The following is a 15,213-nucleotide window of genomic DNA, read 5'->3' on the forward strand; positions in this document are numbered from 1 at the left end:
GTGCTCGGATGCAGACTCTACTGATGAATACGCGCCTTCGGTCTTGTTTAGACGCACGAAATCATCCGAGTTAGGTCGTGAGCGATTGTTCGATGTTTCTGACAGCGGCCTTAAGGACGAGTTCTCGGAACTGCCCAAACCACGTTCGTGCCTTAAGTGTTGAACCGAACCGTTTGCGCAATGCGAAAAACATCGATTCTTCGATAGAACGTTGATGGTAGGTTTCATCATCAATCCGAGCATTGTGTGCTGCATCGAGTGAGTAGAATTCACGATGCTTGATCACCGGTCTAATACCCTCGTTTCGCAGCATCTGTCGGAGTTTATCCCAATCAAACCCTTTGTCAGCGACGACAGTTTCCACGTTGTTGAGGTTTCTCTTCAGTACTTGCCACGCAATCTGCGTGTCATGTGGTAGGTTCATCGAGCAGTGTACATCGAGGATAGCCCTCGTGGAGCAGTCTACGAGAATGGTGGCCTAGACCGATTCAAACATCCCTTTGACGCGTTTTGCGTAATTATGGCTCGACGAGCGATGAGCGATACTAGTTGAGTCGATTGCTTGTACCTCTCCGGTATCGAATAGTTCCGCCGACAGCTGCAACAGCATCCGCCAGACAGGCATCTGGAGGTCTTGCTTCCGAGCACAAATGGTGGTGAAGTCCGGCAACTCATTCACTGAAAGACCGAGTTTAGCGACAATAGCAGGCATTTCTCGAAGTACATCTAGCAGTTGTCGATAAGAGTGATCAAGATATTCTCGAAGACCGTGAATCGCCACGATTACCTAATCAGCATAGCCACCTTTTCCTTTGCTGAGAGGTTCTTTTGGATCGTCTCTGACAGCTTTTTGAGATAATTCGACGCATCGTTCGGTGAAGCGGGCCAATTTGGAGTGCACATCCGACCGTGCTCGCTTCATTTCCTAGAAATCCCGACATAGTGGCAATATTACTAGCGTCTAAACACGGCCCAAGGCGCATATACAGCAGGCATCATTGCCCGATCAGAATGAGGAAAGAATTGATCAGTATAGAGAGTACAGAACTCAGTGTCGTTTATGTCGGTTTCGAAGGCTCAAGTGGTCCGGCCGTTAGATCAATATGGATGAATTGATCGTCATCTGTCAATATGGTGAGAATATCGAGATCGTTGCCAGAAAGCATGTGGACTTCAACGACTGTGCCTCCTATGTATTCGAGAGGTGTCTCATTGGAGCCTTGCCCAATATTCGGGACCCTGAGTCGTTCACCGACAAAATCATGCTCGAATGTGGTGTTTGCCTCTCGAATCCGGTAGTTAATTGGCGAGGTCGAATCGGTGGCCAGACGGACCATACACAACCAGCAGCAATCGCTTAGTCGTCGGTAATAACAACCGTTCCTATAACTCGGAAAATGTCTCTTTCCCTGTGGACCTTTCTTGAGAACCATACTATTATCACACTAATATGCTTCATGAATATTTCTCTTGAGGATCAGAACATTATGGATGGAACCAATAATTTTCAACCAACAGCCTACAATTGACGGTCCACTCTCAAATCTATGCGATTATTCCCGATATTCGTTCATTCATCAATCTATATTTTACAATCCAGAGTGAAGTCTATGGACTAAATAGCTCAGCGTGCTGCACTCATCCTCTCTATCCAATACACCCGCAGAAACCTATCAGCGCTTAAGGGTTTCAACAAGGCCTGTTAATCCGACTTATGAGTCACTGAGTAGTCTCTCTCTCTCGAGAGATATAGACTCGAAGCTATAGCGACTTACACGTTCGAAGGATCCCGAAGCCTGGGGGGAGCTTCGGGGTTCCCCATTGCTATGTTGCCGAGACGTCACAATACCTGTCAATTTCTGCCGAGCCGCATTGATTCCTACGGGAGATTCCAACTTAGGTATACGCTGCTTACCCATGGAAAAAGGACTGTGGCAGAAAAAGAACAATCCTCGAGCAGTTACGTGACAATCGGCTTGTTATCCCAAGTTATCTATTCTTCAGCGAGCGACCCGAGACGATCCACGAGAAGGCTGCACACCTTATGAGACGCATTGCTGCTGGACACCCCCTACGTGGACGGTAACAAGCGAACAGCTCTCGCTGCAGCGGCGTATCTCTACGATCTCAACGGCTACCATCTCCATGTTGATCGCCAAATCAAAGACTATCTCCGAGCGTTTGCTACTGATGCGGAGTCTGTTGAGATCATGCCGTCGTTACGTATCTCTAAGAGCGTACGAGGTACGAACCATGTCTCGAGCTGAGAACCACCCCGAGTACGAAAACTCTGAAGAGCGCCGTGAGCGCGCAGTGCGGTTCGTTGATGACTACATTGACGAGCATCAGGAGATCTTCGACGAACTCGCCAATGAATAGCGCTCGGGTTCTCGAGACAAGACGTCTTCTACTCCGCTTACCCTGAGAGCCGGATCCTCCCGTTCTAGGGCTTTGAGTAACAAACGCGACTGTGGTCTGTTCCACTTGTTCCACCCGAAGCGAATTCTCGACCCGAAACGAATTCTCCACTCGTCCCACTCGAACCAGATGAAGCGCAGCTGACAGACGTCATTCGCGCGTCTGACACACACTCATGGACAATGTATTGCGAATGCGTACACATGGGCCGTGTCAATGCTACCGTAAGTGACGAACATCTTGCGCAAGTCGAGCAAGTCAAACAATCGGCAGACAGCGACATGTTGGCAGAGTTGCGCAACGAGTACGAGAGTCGTATCACAGACCTTGAGCAAGACGTCGAACGACTGCGCAACGAGAAACGCACGCTCATCAACGATCGCGAAGAGCGCACGGAGCTGGTGGAGTACGTGGAAAAAGAAAAGAGTCTCTCCGAGCGCAAGGCCCAAGCCGGGATCGTCACGCGCGCGAAGTGGTTCATCACCAGGATGCCAGCCGAGGGAGAATAACCAACTCTATTCGCTTCTAGATACTCTTATTCGCTGGAGAATCCGATGAAAAACAAATCCTTTATAATATGAAAAGAGCGTCTTTTTCACTGTCGGAGGCACCGGAGGCGGACGGATCGCCGAGGGAAGGGAATTGCTTGACACACCACAATTCTCAACTGATCCGCCCTTACCCACCATATCTCCGGCATTCTCAGAATTGGATTATAGATACATCACACTATTCCATGAATTATCTTACTCAAAGAGATTATTTATTACGAACTGGTAAAACATCGACTAAGTACTACGCTGGCACCTCGAGCGAACACTCACTGTTGTACAAATCCTCCGAGAAGAGTTCCCTACTATCGATATTATTGCTGGGAATGTTGCTACTCCAGCGGGCGTTGAAGATCTCGCAGTCGCTGGTGCCGACTGTGTGAAAGTCGGGATCGGACCTGGATCCCATTGTACGACCCGAAAAGTCGCTGGTGCTGGCGTTCCGCAGATAACTGCTATCGATGACTGTGCAGGGGTGGCTGATGATCTCGATGTTATTATCTGTGCAGATGGCGGTATACGCACATCTGGCGATGCTGTGAAGATACTGTGATGTTTGGCAGTTTCTTTGCTGGCACCGAGGAGGCCTCCGGTGCAGTAGTCGATATCGCCGGGACCCGATACAAGCGCTCACGTGGAATGGCAACCACGGTTGCCGCCGAGAAGCGTGAAGACAAGGAAAACAATGTTCGAACAGATGAGGGCGTTGAGGCATTAACACCGTACAAAGGTCCGGTCACCGATATCGTGGACGAGTTTTGTGCTGGTATCCAGTCTGGTCTCTCCTATTGTGGCGGTCACACAATACAGAAAGCCCGTGAGAAGGCTGAATTCATTCGTGTGGCTCCCAGTGCGAAAGAACGCTAGCTGAGGCACCAAGCGACGAACACAAGTCGAGCGAACATTTTGAGGAGATAGAACTCGTCAGACATTTGTTTTCGGCAGAATCATTTCTAGGGGAAGTAGCAGCAGAAGTTGCGACCGTTCCGCTCAATGTATATGGAATTGGACTCATTTCGTTACTTTGTTTCAGGAGCCTTACTGGGATCGCCGATACATAGAGAGTGCGAACCTAGTGCGATTGTTTCTGTCATCTAATGGAGATTGTTGAGGAGCTGTGCTGAATACACAGCGCAAATGTGGCACAGACTGAGAGGCGATCAGCGCGGAAGATCGAACGCTCAGTACAGAGGTTGTATGCAGCAGAGCGGTACCAATAATATGCTTATGGTGGTGCCGTGCCTTATTGGAGCATGGTCTATTCACTCCAACGAGCGGTGGTCGGCGACTACGAGGAATGGAAGGCAATCGTGGAGGAGTTAGCAGACCGGCGTGCCGAAAGCGGGTCCCAGGGAGGTCAACTCTTCAAATCGCCAGCGAACCCGAACGAGATCGTCGTTCTTTTTGAGTGGGAATCTGAAGAAAAAGCCCGCGAGTTCATGGAGGAAGTCATCCCTGCGAAACAGTGGGATCGCGCTCGCATCCACTCGTATGAGATACACTTCCTGGAGCACGTCGAAGACCTCGATGCCTAACTATACTTACTTTCTCACTGCAAGGTCCGTACGTGTAGTTATAGCCATTTTGTCGCTGAAGATCGTGCAAGATACGCGCTCTGTATTCAGCAAGACTTGATCAAACTACCGAATCACTGCCAAGAGCAGTGTGCTGATTACAGTGCTCTGTAGGATCACTAGGCAACGGTGGATTTTGGGCGATTGATGGTAGTTAATATCTACGAATTTCGCATGAACCTTAGCCGTTCACGGGTAGTCATGTGAACCGATTTCAGCGAAACCCGGAACCAGCAGTGGATTTGGATTATCAGTCCAGTAATTGGCTGTTTCTCGGCTATTTAGGGTCAATTGCAGCGCAGCCTAGCGATCCTACAGAGCAGATTACAGAGGATAGGTGCAGCACGGCAGCACCGTTTGTTTCGCGTTGATACCGGTGAACCAGCCATTCAAGAGCTGCTGAACTGATCGTCGGAGCACTGCCTAGATAAGGGGAACCGCAAGACTGAGGGCCAATGGAGTTTCAATATCGGCTGAGGGTGTCATAGAACAGTTACCATACCAAAGAGCAGGGTGAACGTTGAGGTGGATGTGTTCAGCGACCCTGCAAGATGCTCCTTCGGTAGAGACGTTCTTCAATGTCGTGGAGACAGAGACGCTAGCGTTGTTTGAGCATCTCTCCTTCGAGTTTCTCGAAGAGCTCGACGTGTTCGCCCCGGCGGAGACGGGGCGAACACGAGACCACGAACCACCCGAGATGATGCGTGGCTTCCTTCATTGCTACTACCACGACATCTATGGAATTCGTCCCGTCGAACGAGAGCTTCGAAACACAGTCGTCTGGCTCAGCTGTGGCTTCGATCGACCGCCGTCGAGAGACGCGGTCGATCGCTTTCTCACTGATCTCGAACACGTCGTTGATGAGATCTTCGACCATCTCGTCGAGCAAGCCGCGGCAGGCGGCCTGCTCGACCTGACCTACTGCATCGATTCGACCGACGTGAGAACAATGCCCGCCGATCAAGATGCGTCGAAATGCTACGATCCAACCGCTGAAGAATACTACTACGGCTATGGCTGTACGATCGTCTCGACCGGACAAAAGATCCCTATCGCCGCGGAATTCACTGAGAGCAAACAAGCGCCAGAAGAGACGGCGATGCGCGTCACACGTGACGCGCTCGCCGTCGAACAGCCGATCTGGATGATCGGGGATAGTGCCTACGACACGCTCGACTGGCACGACCCCTGCGGCCAGCAAGTGGTCGTGCCAGTCGCTCCGTACAACGCACGAAACACTGACCACCCGAAAGACATCGAGTACAGGGTCGAAGACCGAATCGAGAAACTCAGCGAGGACGTGCAGCTGAAGCAAGCGACACTAGACGAGACGTACAACCGACGGAGTGGAGTCGAACGAACCAACGACGCAGTCAAGGACTGCGGCCTCGGGCACGTTCGCGCCCGAGGCCGCGTCCACGCACGAGCGCAGGTGTTCCTCGCGCTGTGTCTTCGCCTCGTCGTCGCAATCACCAACTACGAACGAGGAGACAATCCAGGAAGTACCGTGATCACGGTGTGAGAACTCTTCTATGACACCCTCCTTACTAGACGGCTGGAGCGGAAAATAGCTTTCTCAGCAGTCAATACATCCCGATCATTATGATAATATCGAGATTCCGGTCGTAGTTTTCATCGTTCCATGTCGCCGGACAAACGCTCCCTGATGAATAACCCATCGTAATAAATGAGTGGCTCGCCACTGGGTGTGACGCCTATTGACAGCGGTATCAGTCCTCGACCCCCTTTTCGGGGTGCCACAGAAATTCCATGACGCTGCTCGCGGTTTCCATCGACGCCGCAATCGCGGCCCTATCGTGCCTGATCGTGTGGTCGTCAGGATCATAGTCGATCACGCCTGCCTCCACTAAGTTTGGGAGATGCGTCTCCTGGAGAGTCGTCCGAACGCGACTGATCTCCTCATCCGAGGGTTCGGTCGCAGTTTGCTCCCAGCGGGCAACCCGGGCCGCGAGGTCATCGAGTGCCACGGGGTTCGTGTGCTGTTTGAAATACTGAAGGACGAGCCGCTGGCGGGGGTGTGCGATCAGACTGAAGGTGTCGTCTACCGACGCATGGTCTTCGCGTCCCATACCAGTACAATACATCCCCCAAGGACATACATTACCTTCGGTAGCGAAGGAATGTGCCTGATAGAATCTACACTCTCGAAGGTTCCGCTGGATGATGGACCTACTGCCTTGGGCAGTGCAGTCTCAGTACCTCACAAAGCGTCCCTGCTCACTTGAACTGAAGCCGCAGTTTCATCCTGAACGGTAGTGATTGACGAAAGTTCTGACCGAAGGTCGAGCAGAGTCGTCGCTGTCGGCGGCGGTCAGCCGCCGACGAGACGGCGTTGCCACTTGCAGGGAGGCTGGCTCGATCGGCGTTAGCGGTGGAACCGATCGTCTGGTGGCCGATTTGCAGGGACGGCCCTCGTGGTGCGTCGGGCCGTCCATGCTACCCGGCACACCATCTTGATGAACTCCTTGAACGACCAGGACCAGAGGCGACGCCCGCCACGGCGGGGCGTCGCCACGTACTCCCAGCGCAAGTACCGCCAGACGTTCTGTAACAGCAGACTCACCACGACGTACAACAGCCGAACCACCGGATTTTGCGTTGTCGTCGTTGCAATGCTTTGCTCGGAGAGCCGGTACGTCGCCTCGATACCGAAGCGTTTCGCGTAGTGGTATCGGGCGTCGCGTGGTGAGTCGATAAACGGCGCGTCAGCGGCGTAGCCGTGACGCGCCACCCCATGTTCGTCGTACCGCCCGTTTTGGTAGGTACAGTCGATGTAGACGGGAAACTCGACGGTCCAGCTGTGACCGTCGAGTTTCGCCGTCAGATCGTGCTGGATAACGCGGCTCCAGCCTTCCGAGAGTTCCTGCTTGATCGTTTGTCCCCAGCGGATGATCGGCATCACGTACGCGTGGTTGTGCGCCTGAAGCAGCGTGAGACACTTGCTATCGTAGAATTCACGGTCAAGATAGACGGCCTTGACGCTGAGGTCAAGGCCATCAAGAATCCCGAGAAACTCCGCGAGGACGCTGCTGGCGGTGTCGCCGTCGGTGAGACGGCGCACCGCCAGCGTATAGCGTTTGTTCTGTACACGCGCGTAGAGAGTAGCATAGGCATGGAACGCAGTGGTTCCACGTTTCGCTTCCGAGTGATAGAGGCCGTCTGTGTCGTTTTCATCACCATAGTAGGGCCGCAGGTGGAGGTCTACACAGACCTCCACCTGCTCAGGAAGGACAGCGAGTGCGTCCTTCTGGAGAAGCGTGTTTCCAACCTGTTCAACCGACTCAAGATCGAATTTCTCGCGGAGATGGTACAGAACGGTGTTTTGGTGAGGTGAATCGTTGCTGTTCTCACAAAGCTCCGAAACCGAGGTCCCGTCGGCGCACGCGCCGACGAGGACCTCATAGATGTCTTTTGCGTCTACCTCTGCATTCTTGCCGAGATCAAGATCAATTTCCTCGTCAACTCCCTTGACGAGGAAGTTACGGAGCTGGTCCTCGTGGATTGAACCGTCCGCTTGCTTTGCTTGCTTGGACACAACTCAGCAAGCGGACTTCTCAATCAACGGCTTTGTGAAGTACTGAGTCTATTCTCGTTCAATCTACGCTGCTGGTTCGGCTGGATCGGTGACAGTAACGTCCCCGTCACTCCTGACGATAACGTCGTATCCACAGTAGCTGAACTGGAGCCGACCATCCGAACGAGCCATCCCTGTCCGTGGTGGAGCAAAGAGGGCGTCTAACGCGTCCGGGTCGGTCGCCTCGTACAACGGGTGTTCGAGTTCGACTGGATCGACGCCGTCACGGGCCGCGATCGTCTCGATAACCGTGGTACTCACCGACTGATCGTCCATCGAACGGTCTGCCGGAGCAAAATCCATTGTCGAATATCACGGGTTATTCTCCCAAAAGTCCGTTGGAAATTATACTGGTTGACATCCAGCAAGAAACACGGATGCTGGCGATTTTCCAGCTGGGCTGGTTCACTCGTCGGGGAGTTCGTTGACGACGTCAGAGCTGAATCCGTCCATCGGTCGGCGAATACACGATTGTCGAGACAACCACTCGAGAGAGCCGTCAGGAATGCCCGCTGTTGTAGTTCGTGAGCAAGGTTTCAGCGATGAGCGCGGCTGTTCCCCGACGGATCCGCTGGGAGACCGCACTGTCGCTGATGTCGAACTCCGTAGCGAGCGCATCCATTGAGGTCCCGCGTGGCACCTCGAAATAGCCCCCTCGGTAGGCCGAAATGAGCGTCTCATACTGGTCGGCCGAGAGCTGCCCGCCGTCTTCGGGCAGCGCTGGATTGTACAAGCGTCGCAACGTGAGCGGGATGTCGTGGGCCTCGCAGGCGTCACGAAACGCACTCAGGTCCTCGCGACTTCTGAACTGCAATCGGAAGTCCCACACGTCGGCGGTGCCCTCGGCTTCCAGAATGCGGGCATTGGTCTCGATAAGCGACTGGACGAGTCCATCGATGTCGGTACTCCACTGGATTTCGTAGAGAATCCGCGAGTCGGTCTGGGTGAGTTGCGCGACGCTCATCGTCAACGGATCATCTTCGAGTGTCTCCTCGATGTGGTCCGCGCTCTCAGCATCCACCCAGAACAGGGGGATGATCGCTTCGCGCAACGGGACGATTCGTTCTAATTCGATCTCGACGTTCGGGTACTCTTCAAGCACCCGGCCTAGCGGGAACGCATGGGCAGGGATACTAATGTCGGTAATGACGATCATGGGTGTTCACCTCGTGTAGTCGTGGCTGTCACCCTCCCCTCGTACTGCGGAGTGACCGCAGGTAGGGAGTGGTATACTGAGGGTAGTGGCGAGTCAAAGTTATATCTTGTCTGTCAGCGGCTTCGCTTGCGAAGGCAGGAGCGTCGGTTCTTGTGTATGAGCCGAATTTACCCTCTTTCCGGGTAAGGGGCTTCGCCTGCGAAGGCGGTTCTTATCGCCCTGACGACTGTACAGTTGTAGTACGGATCCCAGACGATCTCGCCGGGGTATAATTGGAAAGTAACAGAAGGATCCCGACGCAGCGAGGCGGGATGAGTCGACTCGAGACGAGCGAGCCATCATGTTTGATGATCCAGCTGACGAGGCGGTCGACGACGTATCGCCCAACCCGACGGAAGAACAAGCGCACGCGGCTGCGAAAGCAAAAGCGGTCGACGACACGGCGACGTCACCCGACCGCCGTGTCATCGACCCAGAGGAAGCGCGCAACACGAATTTCTCGCCAAGCGTCGTGTTTGGTATCCTTGCGGACGAACGCCAGCAATACGCCCTCTACTATCTCACCGACCACGGTGGGACCGCGATCCTCGAGAAAATCGCCAAGCATCTGGCCGCGTGGGAGAATCGGACGACCGTCGAGTTGGCCACAGCAGAAATGTCGAATCGCGTGTACGCTGGCCTCCATCACGCGGACTTGCCGAAACTGGAAGACTACGGATTCATCGAGTTCGATCGGGAGACCGGCACGGTGACGCTCACCGAGCACGGCGAGCAGATTGACTCCTCTTTGGAGTTCGCCAAGCAGAGGAAGACCAACGAGTATCTGGGCGCGCCCGGGCAGGACTCGCTCGGCTCCTCACAGACAGGCACGCACAGCGAGGAGGATCACGACCATGACAACTGAACGCCAACCCGAGACCGAGACCAACAGCACTGACCACACATCAGCGATGAAACGAGTCCTGGCCGCCTGCCGGGACTGTAAGAAACCCTATACTGCGAAATACATCGCAGACGGTAACATGCAGATCGTCGGCTCGAGGAAGGGCTGTCCGAACTGTGGCGGAACGGACTTTCAAGAACTCTCAGCCGATGGGTTCGTCCAATGAAGTGTTGATGAAGACCCAGAGACACAGCGAGAGACACCATCTCCGAAATGACTTGCCAGAGCGGCAGCGCGTGATCTGCCTCCATCAGTTGTCTCGACAGCCGAAGAGAGGAGAACTGTGAGAAGATCTCCGACTGGTTCCTTGAGAATTAGCGATCATTGTACCGCCCCGGATAGGGTGTCATCGAATTGTTTGCACACCCTCCCGCGTCAGTTGGCAAATGCTCAGTCCAGGTACTAAACCGGATTCACATTTAGACGTGAAGCTGACAACCACCACATGTGTAGGGATATATCTTATCTGAGTCGCTCGTGGAAGGGGAGTATGAGCAACAAAACTCCCGATGAGCCAGTAGATATCCTACTCGTTGAAGACAATCCCGGCGACGTTCGCCTTGCACATGAAGCGTTCAAATCACTAGAGAGTGTAATAGAATTTCACATCGTCAGTGACGGTGAAGAGGCAGTAGAGTACTTTGATTCCCACCAGTCTACAGAATCAAACCCCTACCCTGATTTAGTTCTGTTAGATTTGAGCCTGCCACAGATGAATGGCTTCACGGTTCTTGAAAAACTCGACAAAGAGCTGGATTATCCGTCACCCCCAGTCCTCGTTCTTTCGAGTTCACAGGGTGAAGAGGACATCGCCAAAAGCTACGAAAACGCTGCAAATGCATATCTTACCAAGCCAGACGACCCAACTGAATTCGACTCAATGGCACAAGCAATCGAAGAATTCTGGCTGGAGACAGCGCGACAGCCGTCTAGTCCCTCATAGATTACTTAACGTCGCAGACAATCGGCGATCCGGCCGCAACCCTACTCGGCTAACACACGACCAACGACGGGAAACCTCTCTGACGATGTGATAGGTTCTATTAATTCAAATGAATTTGCGCTGGAATTTTTGTGGATTAACGGTGTTATGGGACCACGTGAGAAGATCATCGCTGGTAATTCTCACCGATGTGACTGTGAGCTTTCGAGGATACCACTCCTACCTGCAGTGTTGAACGCAAGACGGCGGCGCTATCAGTATTGTAACATTCAGTTTTCCACCAGTGGATACGCTCTATCGGCAGATTCTGAGATCAGATGATTCACTTTCAGTCGGTTTGTTCGGTGTTCAAAACATCAGTTTCATGGCATACCGCGTGAAGTATGAACTGGACGATGGCGATGCCTCTCCCGGATACGTCCAGAGAAAGGGAACAGGCGGCGAGCCTAACTTGCTGCCTGCGTTAGGTTATGCACGATGCACTTGCGAGTCAGCTCCCGGAGCCGGCACGGCCAATTCCGGGAGCTGAGCTTCTCGTCGTCGTCTTCCTTCAATTGCGGGAAGCCTGTTTCATTCATCTAATGCTGATTGTAGGCGTCAGCGTCCATTCGAGCTTGTGGGCCTTCTGTAACGGCGTCTGTTCTCTGTGCTTGATCAACGGTCGCGTTGACTCGGAGCGACACTCTCACGGAGGTCGCTCCACGAGTAGTTTGCGTCAACGGACAACACACGCAGGTCTTCCAGATTAATAGTAGTTAAGCGAACTTTTGGGTATGGGTTATCTCAACGTAGCCGTTTACAGCATCGTGAGCAGAAACTACCGAATCGCTATGCCCAGAATTCATCTGAATCACTACCGGCGGAAGACCTGCATCCCGATGTGACCATCCCACGCTTTCTCTGTCGTGTAGTGAACGTCCTTGATCGCTAATGATCATGGGCAATGCTGGGGGTACTGAACCCGACTACTGCGCTGGTAGTTGCTGCGGCTTGTAAGAACCGCCGCCGGGAGGTTCGTGACATGTGCTCGTACCGCCGGTTGGGGGATACTGATCGCCGTATACTACGGACTTCTGCTGAGTCATCCCTCTGCTCGTCATTGTTAGCCATTGTTCCTTCTGATTCAGTATATCGACGACTCAAAAAGCAGCCCAGACCGTTACATCCACTAGATTTGCTTACCTGAGAGAAGGAGCGAGTACTACAGTATTACCCGCTGCCATAGTTCAACAGTAGATTGGCACCGATCCCAGAAATCCTCGCAATGGATTTCAATACAAAATTTTTCTGGTCTTGTGAGCGATTTCGTCTTCATCCGTGATGACATCGAGTCGACGTACGACTCCCTTGAGCTCGGCCAGATCATTCGTGATGTTCGCCTTGAAGCAATTGATAGCGAGAATCAAGGGTCAATGTACGCACATGGTGAACTCCTTTACACAGCCCGGTGTTTCACTGATGCAACCGAACTTCACGCTTTGGTGGACGAAATAACAGGATTCATGATTGCTGTTGATGCTGGTGCGATTAATGATTTTCGGGAAACTATCGAATTCTGTCGGGAAATTCTGACTGCGTAACCATAGAATTGAGTACATCCAGTCTCACGTAATCGTTCTATTCTCCCCTAAGCTTCTGAGAATGTCATGCTATGTGTAGATGCGAACGTAATGCTGATACTTCTATGAGGTACCAGTGATGTCGGCAGAGCCGAATGCGAAGTTAGATCAGAATAAGTACTACGAGGGAATCATTGTCGCGCTCATGCTTCGCCGTTTCAGTGTTATGCGCGACAGTTACTGGATTTCGATTTCGCCGCGCATCGTCTCGGGGTGAACCCGGCAGACGTATTCGACGATTTCATCGGTCGCGTCGAACTCGATGAACTGATCATCGCCGCCTTCGGTTGCTTCTTCGGTCTCGTAGTCTTCGACGACTTCGTCATTCTCATCGACGAGCTCGATATTGTGCGGCTCGCCGTCGCCTTCTTCCCAGCCAATTTCATACGATTCACCGTCCTGCAGCGTGAGTGTCGGATTCTCTTCGTCCGCAATCTCTTCTGGCTCAACGCCGACCCAGCCTTCGGTCAGGGCTTCGAGCAAAATCTGTGTATCGGGCTCGAGAGCTTCATCGTCTTCTTGTGCACTTACAGGCGCACTTCCCAACCCGATTAGAATCGCTCCGCCGATCATCTGAAGAACTCGCCGTCGTGCTGTCTCTCGTACCATCAGACGAGTCTGGCTACGACTAGATCCTTAAACCATTCATCATAATTACGGGACTGAAACAGGATGCTAACTTTTGAACCGTGAGAGAATCTCGGGAATGAGAGACTGAAGTTGCCCAAAGTCATTTCTCAGACCGTTTTGCTGCGTAACAATGGTGTGCAAGTCCCAAACCGATTTGCTTGGTTAATAGCAGGATCTGCTGGATGCACGATCCATCCCTCTCTTCAGAATGGTATTCTTGACGGCTATCGCTAGAGTTGAGTATCACTCTGTTACCTGCTTCACCTGCACTGACCGTCCCAGTTCGAACACGGCCGGTGCAAGATACGCATGTTTCTCTTTCGGATAGTTCAGAGCCAATCGGACGAAACAAAGCCAACCGTCGTGCTGAACTCATCCTCTATATTCAGCAGGCTTCTCTTGACAGGAATTTACTGATTCGATCAAATATCCGCATCACAGGCCCGCTAAACCCGCTGTAGTCTCAACTTCCAAGACCACTGAATTTTGTATAGTGATATATAGTTTATAGAACATGGATTAGAAGGGTAGGACACTCGAGACCACCGAAAACACCGGAATTAGCGAACTAACACTCTACTGTGCGTTAGACGAGTAATGTACAGTGAATTTATGTGGGTCTACACTGTATGGTCATCCGACCAAATGGAATCGACTGATCCAGGGCGAATCTCTGGGAATATGCTCTTGAGACAGTGATTGACGATCTTCTCGAGTCAGGCAACAAATCGGGGAACTACCGAGACGTCTTAGAGTGCGTCCTCACCTAGTGGCGCAAGCGACTCGAGGATCGCGGCGTCGAAACGGTCGACCGAGTCGGCAAACGAAACATGGCGAGTTACGCGCAGTACCTCTCCCAGCGCGTCGACGCCGGAAAGTCCCGCGAAGCCGAGAGCAGAATCACTGCGGCAACGGCATGGACGTACTACGACTACGTCTCGGCGTTTCTGTCCTACTGTGTTCGGTGGGACTATCTCGAAGAAAACTCGGCACAGAAAGGAATCGCACTCGATGAGCTGCCGCCACGGCCGAAGAAGAAGAGCGGCGACCAGCAGTTCTGGTCGCCCGAGGATCGGAAGGCCCTGGTTCGGTACGCCGATCGCCGAGTTCACGACGCCGTCGACGAGAAGGGTCTCGACTCACTCGAGGAACTCCGAGATCGCGCGCTCGTGTACGTCCTCGCGTACTCCGGGGCTCGGGGCGGCGAAGTCCTGAGCGATCCACGCGACGACCGGCGCACCGGCCTGCGATGTGGCGACGTCGACCTCGAGAACAACCAACTCAACGTCCTCGGGAAGAATCAGCAACGCAAGGAGGTCCAACTCCCACCTCAGGCACACGGCTCGATCGAGCGCCTCGAGCACGCCCTCGAGCCGGAGTCGCCGGCATGGCCGGTCTTCGTGACGAGTCACGCACCGTCGCTGTACAGTAATCTCCCGGACAACGTGGACCCATCCGCGGGCGAATCGCTCGAGTTACAGCGGAAACACGGCGTGGTCCCGCCGTCGCTCTCGACGAACGGCGGCCGGTCCGTCCTGAAACGGCTGTGCGACGACGCCGAGATCGACGTCGACGGCGATTACCTGAAACCGCACGGCGCGAGGCGTGGCGTCGGTGAAGCTGTCTATCGCGAGCACGGCGCGGCGGCAGCACAACGAGTGCTCCGACACGCTGACCCGCGGACGACGTCACAGATGTACGCTCATATCGAGGCGAGCGAACTAGCCGAGGAAACGGCGGAGGTGTTCGAGAACGAGTGAGTCTGCCTCCGAGATCTTCAATCC

The 15,213-nt window shown here is 53.3% G+C and carries 15 protein-coding genes and 3 pseudogenes; 10 read left to right on the forward strand and 8 right to left on the reverse strand.

What is annotated here, in order from left to right:
• Positions 1 to 70: 70 nt before the first annotated feature.
• Positions 71 to 901 (reverse strand): annotated as a pseudogene (locus NED97_RS22615) (IS5 family transposase).
• 1,352 nt (positions 902 to 2,253) lie between these two features.
• On the opposite strand from NED97_RS22615, the gene NED97_RS23180 reads away from it, so the two are divergent.
• From NED97_RS23180 to NED97_RS22635, 5 genes and pseudogenes are all read left to right on the forward strand, one after another.
• Positions 2,254 to 2,379 (forward strand): hypothetical protein, encoded by a 126-nt coding sequence (locus NED97_RS23180; RefSeq protein WP_256493436.1) that lies wholly within the window; start codon positions 2,254 to 2,256, stop codon positions 2,377 to 2,379.
• 242 nt (positions 2,380 to 2,621) lie between these two features.
• Positions 2,622 to 2,927 carry a CopG family transcriptional regulator gene (locus tag NED97_RS22620; RefSeq protein WP_252491014.1) on the forward strand — a complete coding sequence of 102 codons (306 nt, stop codon included), beginning with the start codon at positions 2,622 to 2,624 and terminating at the stop codon, positions 2,925 to 2,927.
• A 283-nt stretch (positions 2,928 to 3,210) separates the two neighbouring features.
• Positions 3,211 to 3,833, forward strand: a pseudogene (locus NED97_RS22625) (IMP dehydrogenase); the annotation flags it as partial.
• Between the two features lie 389 nt (positions 3,834 to 4,222).
• A complete protein-coding gene (locus NED97_RS22630) occupies positions 4,223 to 4,504 on the forward strand; it encodes an antibiotic biosynthesis monooxygenase (RefSeq protein ID WP_252491015.1) in 282 nt (93 codons plus the stop codon).
• A gap of 568 nt (positions 4,505 to 5,072) precedes the next feature.
• Complete coding sequence (locus tag NED97_RS22635; protein WP_252491016.1) at positions 5,073 to 6,065, forward strand: transposase; 993 nt, start codon at positions 5,073 to 5,075, stop codon at positions 6,063 to 6,065.
• A 208-nt stretch (positions 6,066 to 6,273) separates the two neighbouring features.
• Here the strand turns inward: NED97_RS22635 and NED97_RS22640 are convergent, their stop codons facing one another.
• The 4 genes from NED97_RS22640 to NED97_RS22655 all read right to left on the reverse strand — a co-directional run bounded on the left by NED97_RS22640 (position 6,274) and on the right by NED97_RS22655 (position 9,294).
• A complete protein-coding gene (locus tag NED97_RS22640) occupies positions 6,274 to 6,633 on the reverse strand; it encodes a DUF7344 domain-containing protein (protein WP_252491017.1) in 360 nt (119 codons plus the stop codon).
• A 296-nt stretch (positions 6,634 to 6,929) separates the two neighbouring features.
• A complete protein-coding gene (locus NED97_RS22645) occupies positions 6,930 to 8,099 on the reverse strand; it encodes an ISH3 family transposase (protein ID WP_252491018.1) in 1,170 nt (389 codons plus the stop codon).
• A 63-nt stretch (positions 8,100 to 8,162) separates the two neighbouring features.
• Positions 8,163 to 8,399, reverse strand: coding sequence for a HalOD1 output domain-containing protein (locus NED97_RS22650; protein ID WP_345781252.1), 237 nt, complete (start codon positions 8,397 to 8,399; stop codon positions 8,163 to 8,165).
• Positions 8,400 to 8,637: 238 nt separating this feature from the next.
• The gene (locus tag NED97_RS22655) at positions 8,638 to 9,294 is read right to left on the reverse strand and encodes a helix-turn-helix domain-containing protein (protein WP_252491020.1); all 657 of its coding nucleotides are present in this window, start codon (positions 9,292 to 9,294) and stop codon (positions 8,638 to 8,640) included.
• A 340-nt stretch (positions 9,295 to 9,634) separates the two neighbouring features.
• Here NED97_RS22655 and NED97_RS22660 point away from each other — a divergent pair, with 340 nt between their 5' ends.
• The 3 genes from NED97_RS22660 (at position 9,635) to NED97_RS22670 (ending at position 11,180) form a co-directional block, all read left to right on the forward strand.
• On the forward strand, positions 9,635 to 10,198 hold the full coding sequence (locus NED97_RS22660; protein WP_252491021.1) for a DUF7344 domain-containing protein: 564 nt from the start codon (positions 9,635 to 9,637) through the stop codon (positions 10,196 to 10,198).
• Positions 10,188 to 10,403 (forward strand): hypothetical protein, encoded by a 216-nt coding sequence (locus tag NED97_RS22665; protein ID WP_252491022.1) that lies wholly within the window; start codon positions 10,188 to 10,190, stop codon positions 10,401 to 10,403. The genes NED97_RS22660 and NED97_RS22665 overlap by 11 nt, the downstream gene beginning before the upstream one ends.
• A 324-nt stretch (positions 10,404 to 10,727) precedes the next feature.
• Positions 10,728 to 11,180, forward strand: a complete 453-nt coding sequence (locus NED97_RS22670) for a response regulator (RefSeq protein WP_252491023.1) — start codon at positions 10,728 to 10,730, stop codon at positions 11,178 to 11,180.
• 446 nt (positions 11,181 to 11,626) lie between these two features.
• Here the strand turns inward: NED97_RS22670 and NED97_RS23410 are convergent.
• A pseudogene (locus tag NED97_RS23410) lies at positions 11,627 to 12,114 on the reverse strand (hypothetical protein); the annotation flags it as partial.
• The gene (locus NED97_RS23415; protein WP_382207946.1) at positions 12,108 to 12,290 is read right to left on the reverse strand and encodes a twin-arginine translocation signal domain-containing protein; all 183 of its coding nucleotides are present in this window, start codon (positions 12,288 to 12,290) and stop codon (positions 12,108 to 12,110) included. The pseudogene NED97_RS23410 and the gene NED97_RS23415, both read right to left, overlap by 7 nt.
• 185 nt (positions 12,291 to 12,475) lie before the next feature.
• On the opposite strand from NED97_RS23415, the gene NED97_RS22680 reads away from it, so the two are divergent.
• Positions 12,476 to 12,760 carry a hypothetical protein gene (locus NED97_RS22680; RefSeq protein ID WP_252491024.1) on the forward strand — a complete coding sequence of 95 codons (285 nt, stop codon included), beginning with the start codon at positions 12,476 to 12,478 and terminating at the stop codon, positions 12,758 to 12,760.
• A 216-nt stretch (positions 12,761 to 12,976) separates the two neighbouring features.
• Here NED97_RS22680 and NED97_RS22685 read toward each other — a convergent pair whose 3' ends face one another.
• Positions 12,977 to 13,408 carry a cupredoxin domain-containing protein gene (locus NED97_RS22685; RefSeq protein WP_252491025.1) on the reverse strand — a complete coding sequence of 144 codons (432 nt, stop codon included), beginning with the start codon at positions 13,406 to 13,408 and terminating at the stop codon, positions 12,977 to 12,979.
• 851 nt (positions 13,409 to 14,259) lie between these two features.
• On the opposite strand from NED97_RS22685, the gene NED97_RS22690 reads away from it, so the two are divergent.
• Entirely contained in the window at positions 14,260 to 15,189 is a 930-nt protein-coding gene (locus NED97_RS22690) for a tyrosine-type recombinase/integrase (RefSeq protein ID WP_252491026.1), read from the forward strand.
• Positions 15,190 to 15,213: the final 24 nt, after the last annotated feature.

The sequence above is a fragment of the Natronococcus sp. CG52 genome (assembly GCF_023913515.1).
Lineage (GTDB): Archaea > Halobacteriota > Halobacteria > Halobacteriales > Natrialbaceae > Natronococcus > Natronococcus zhouii.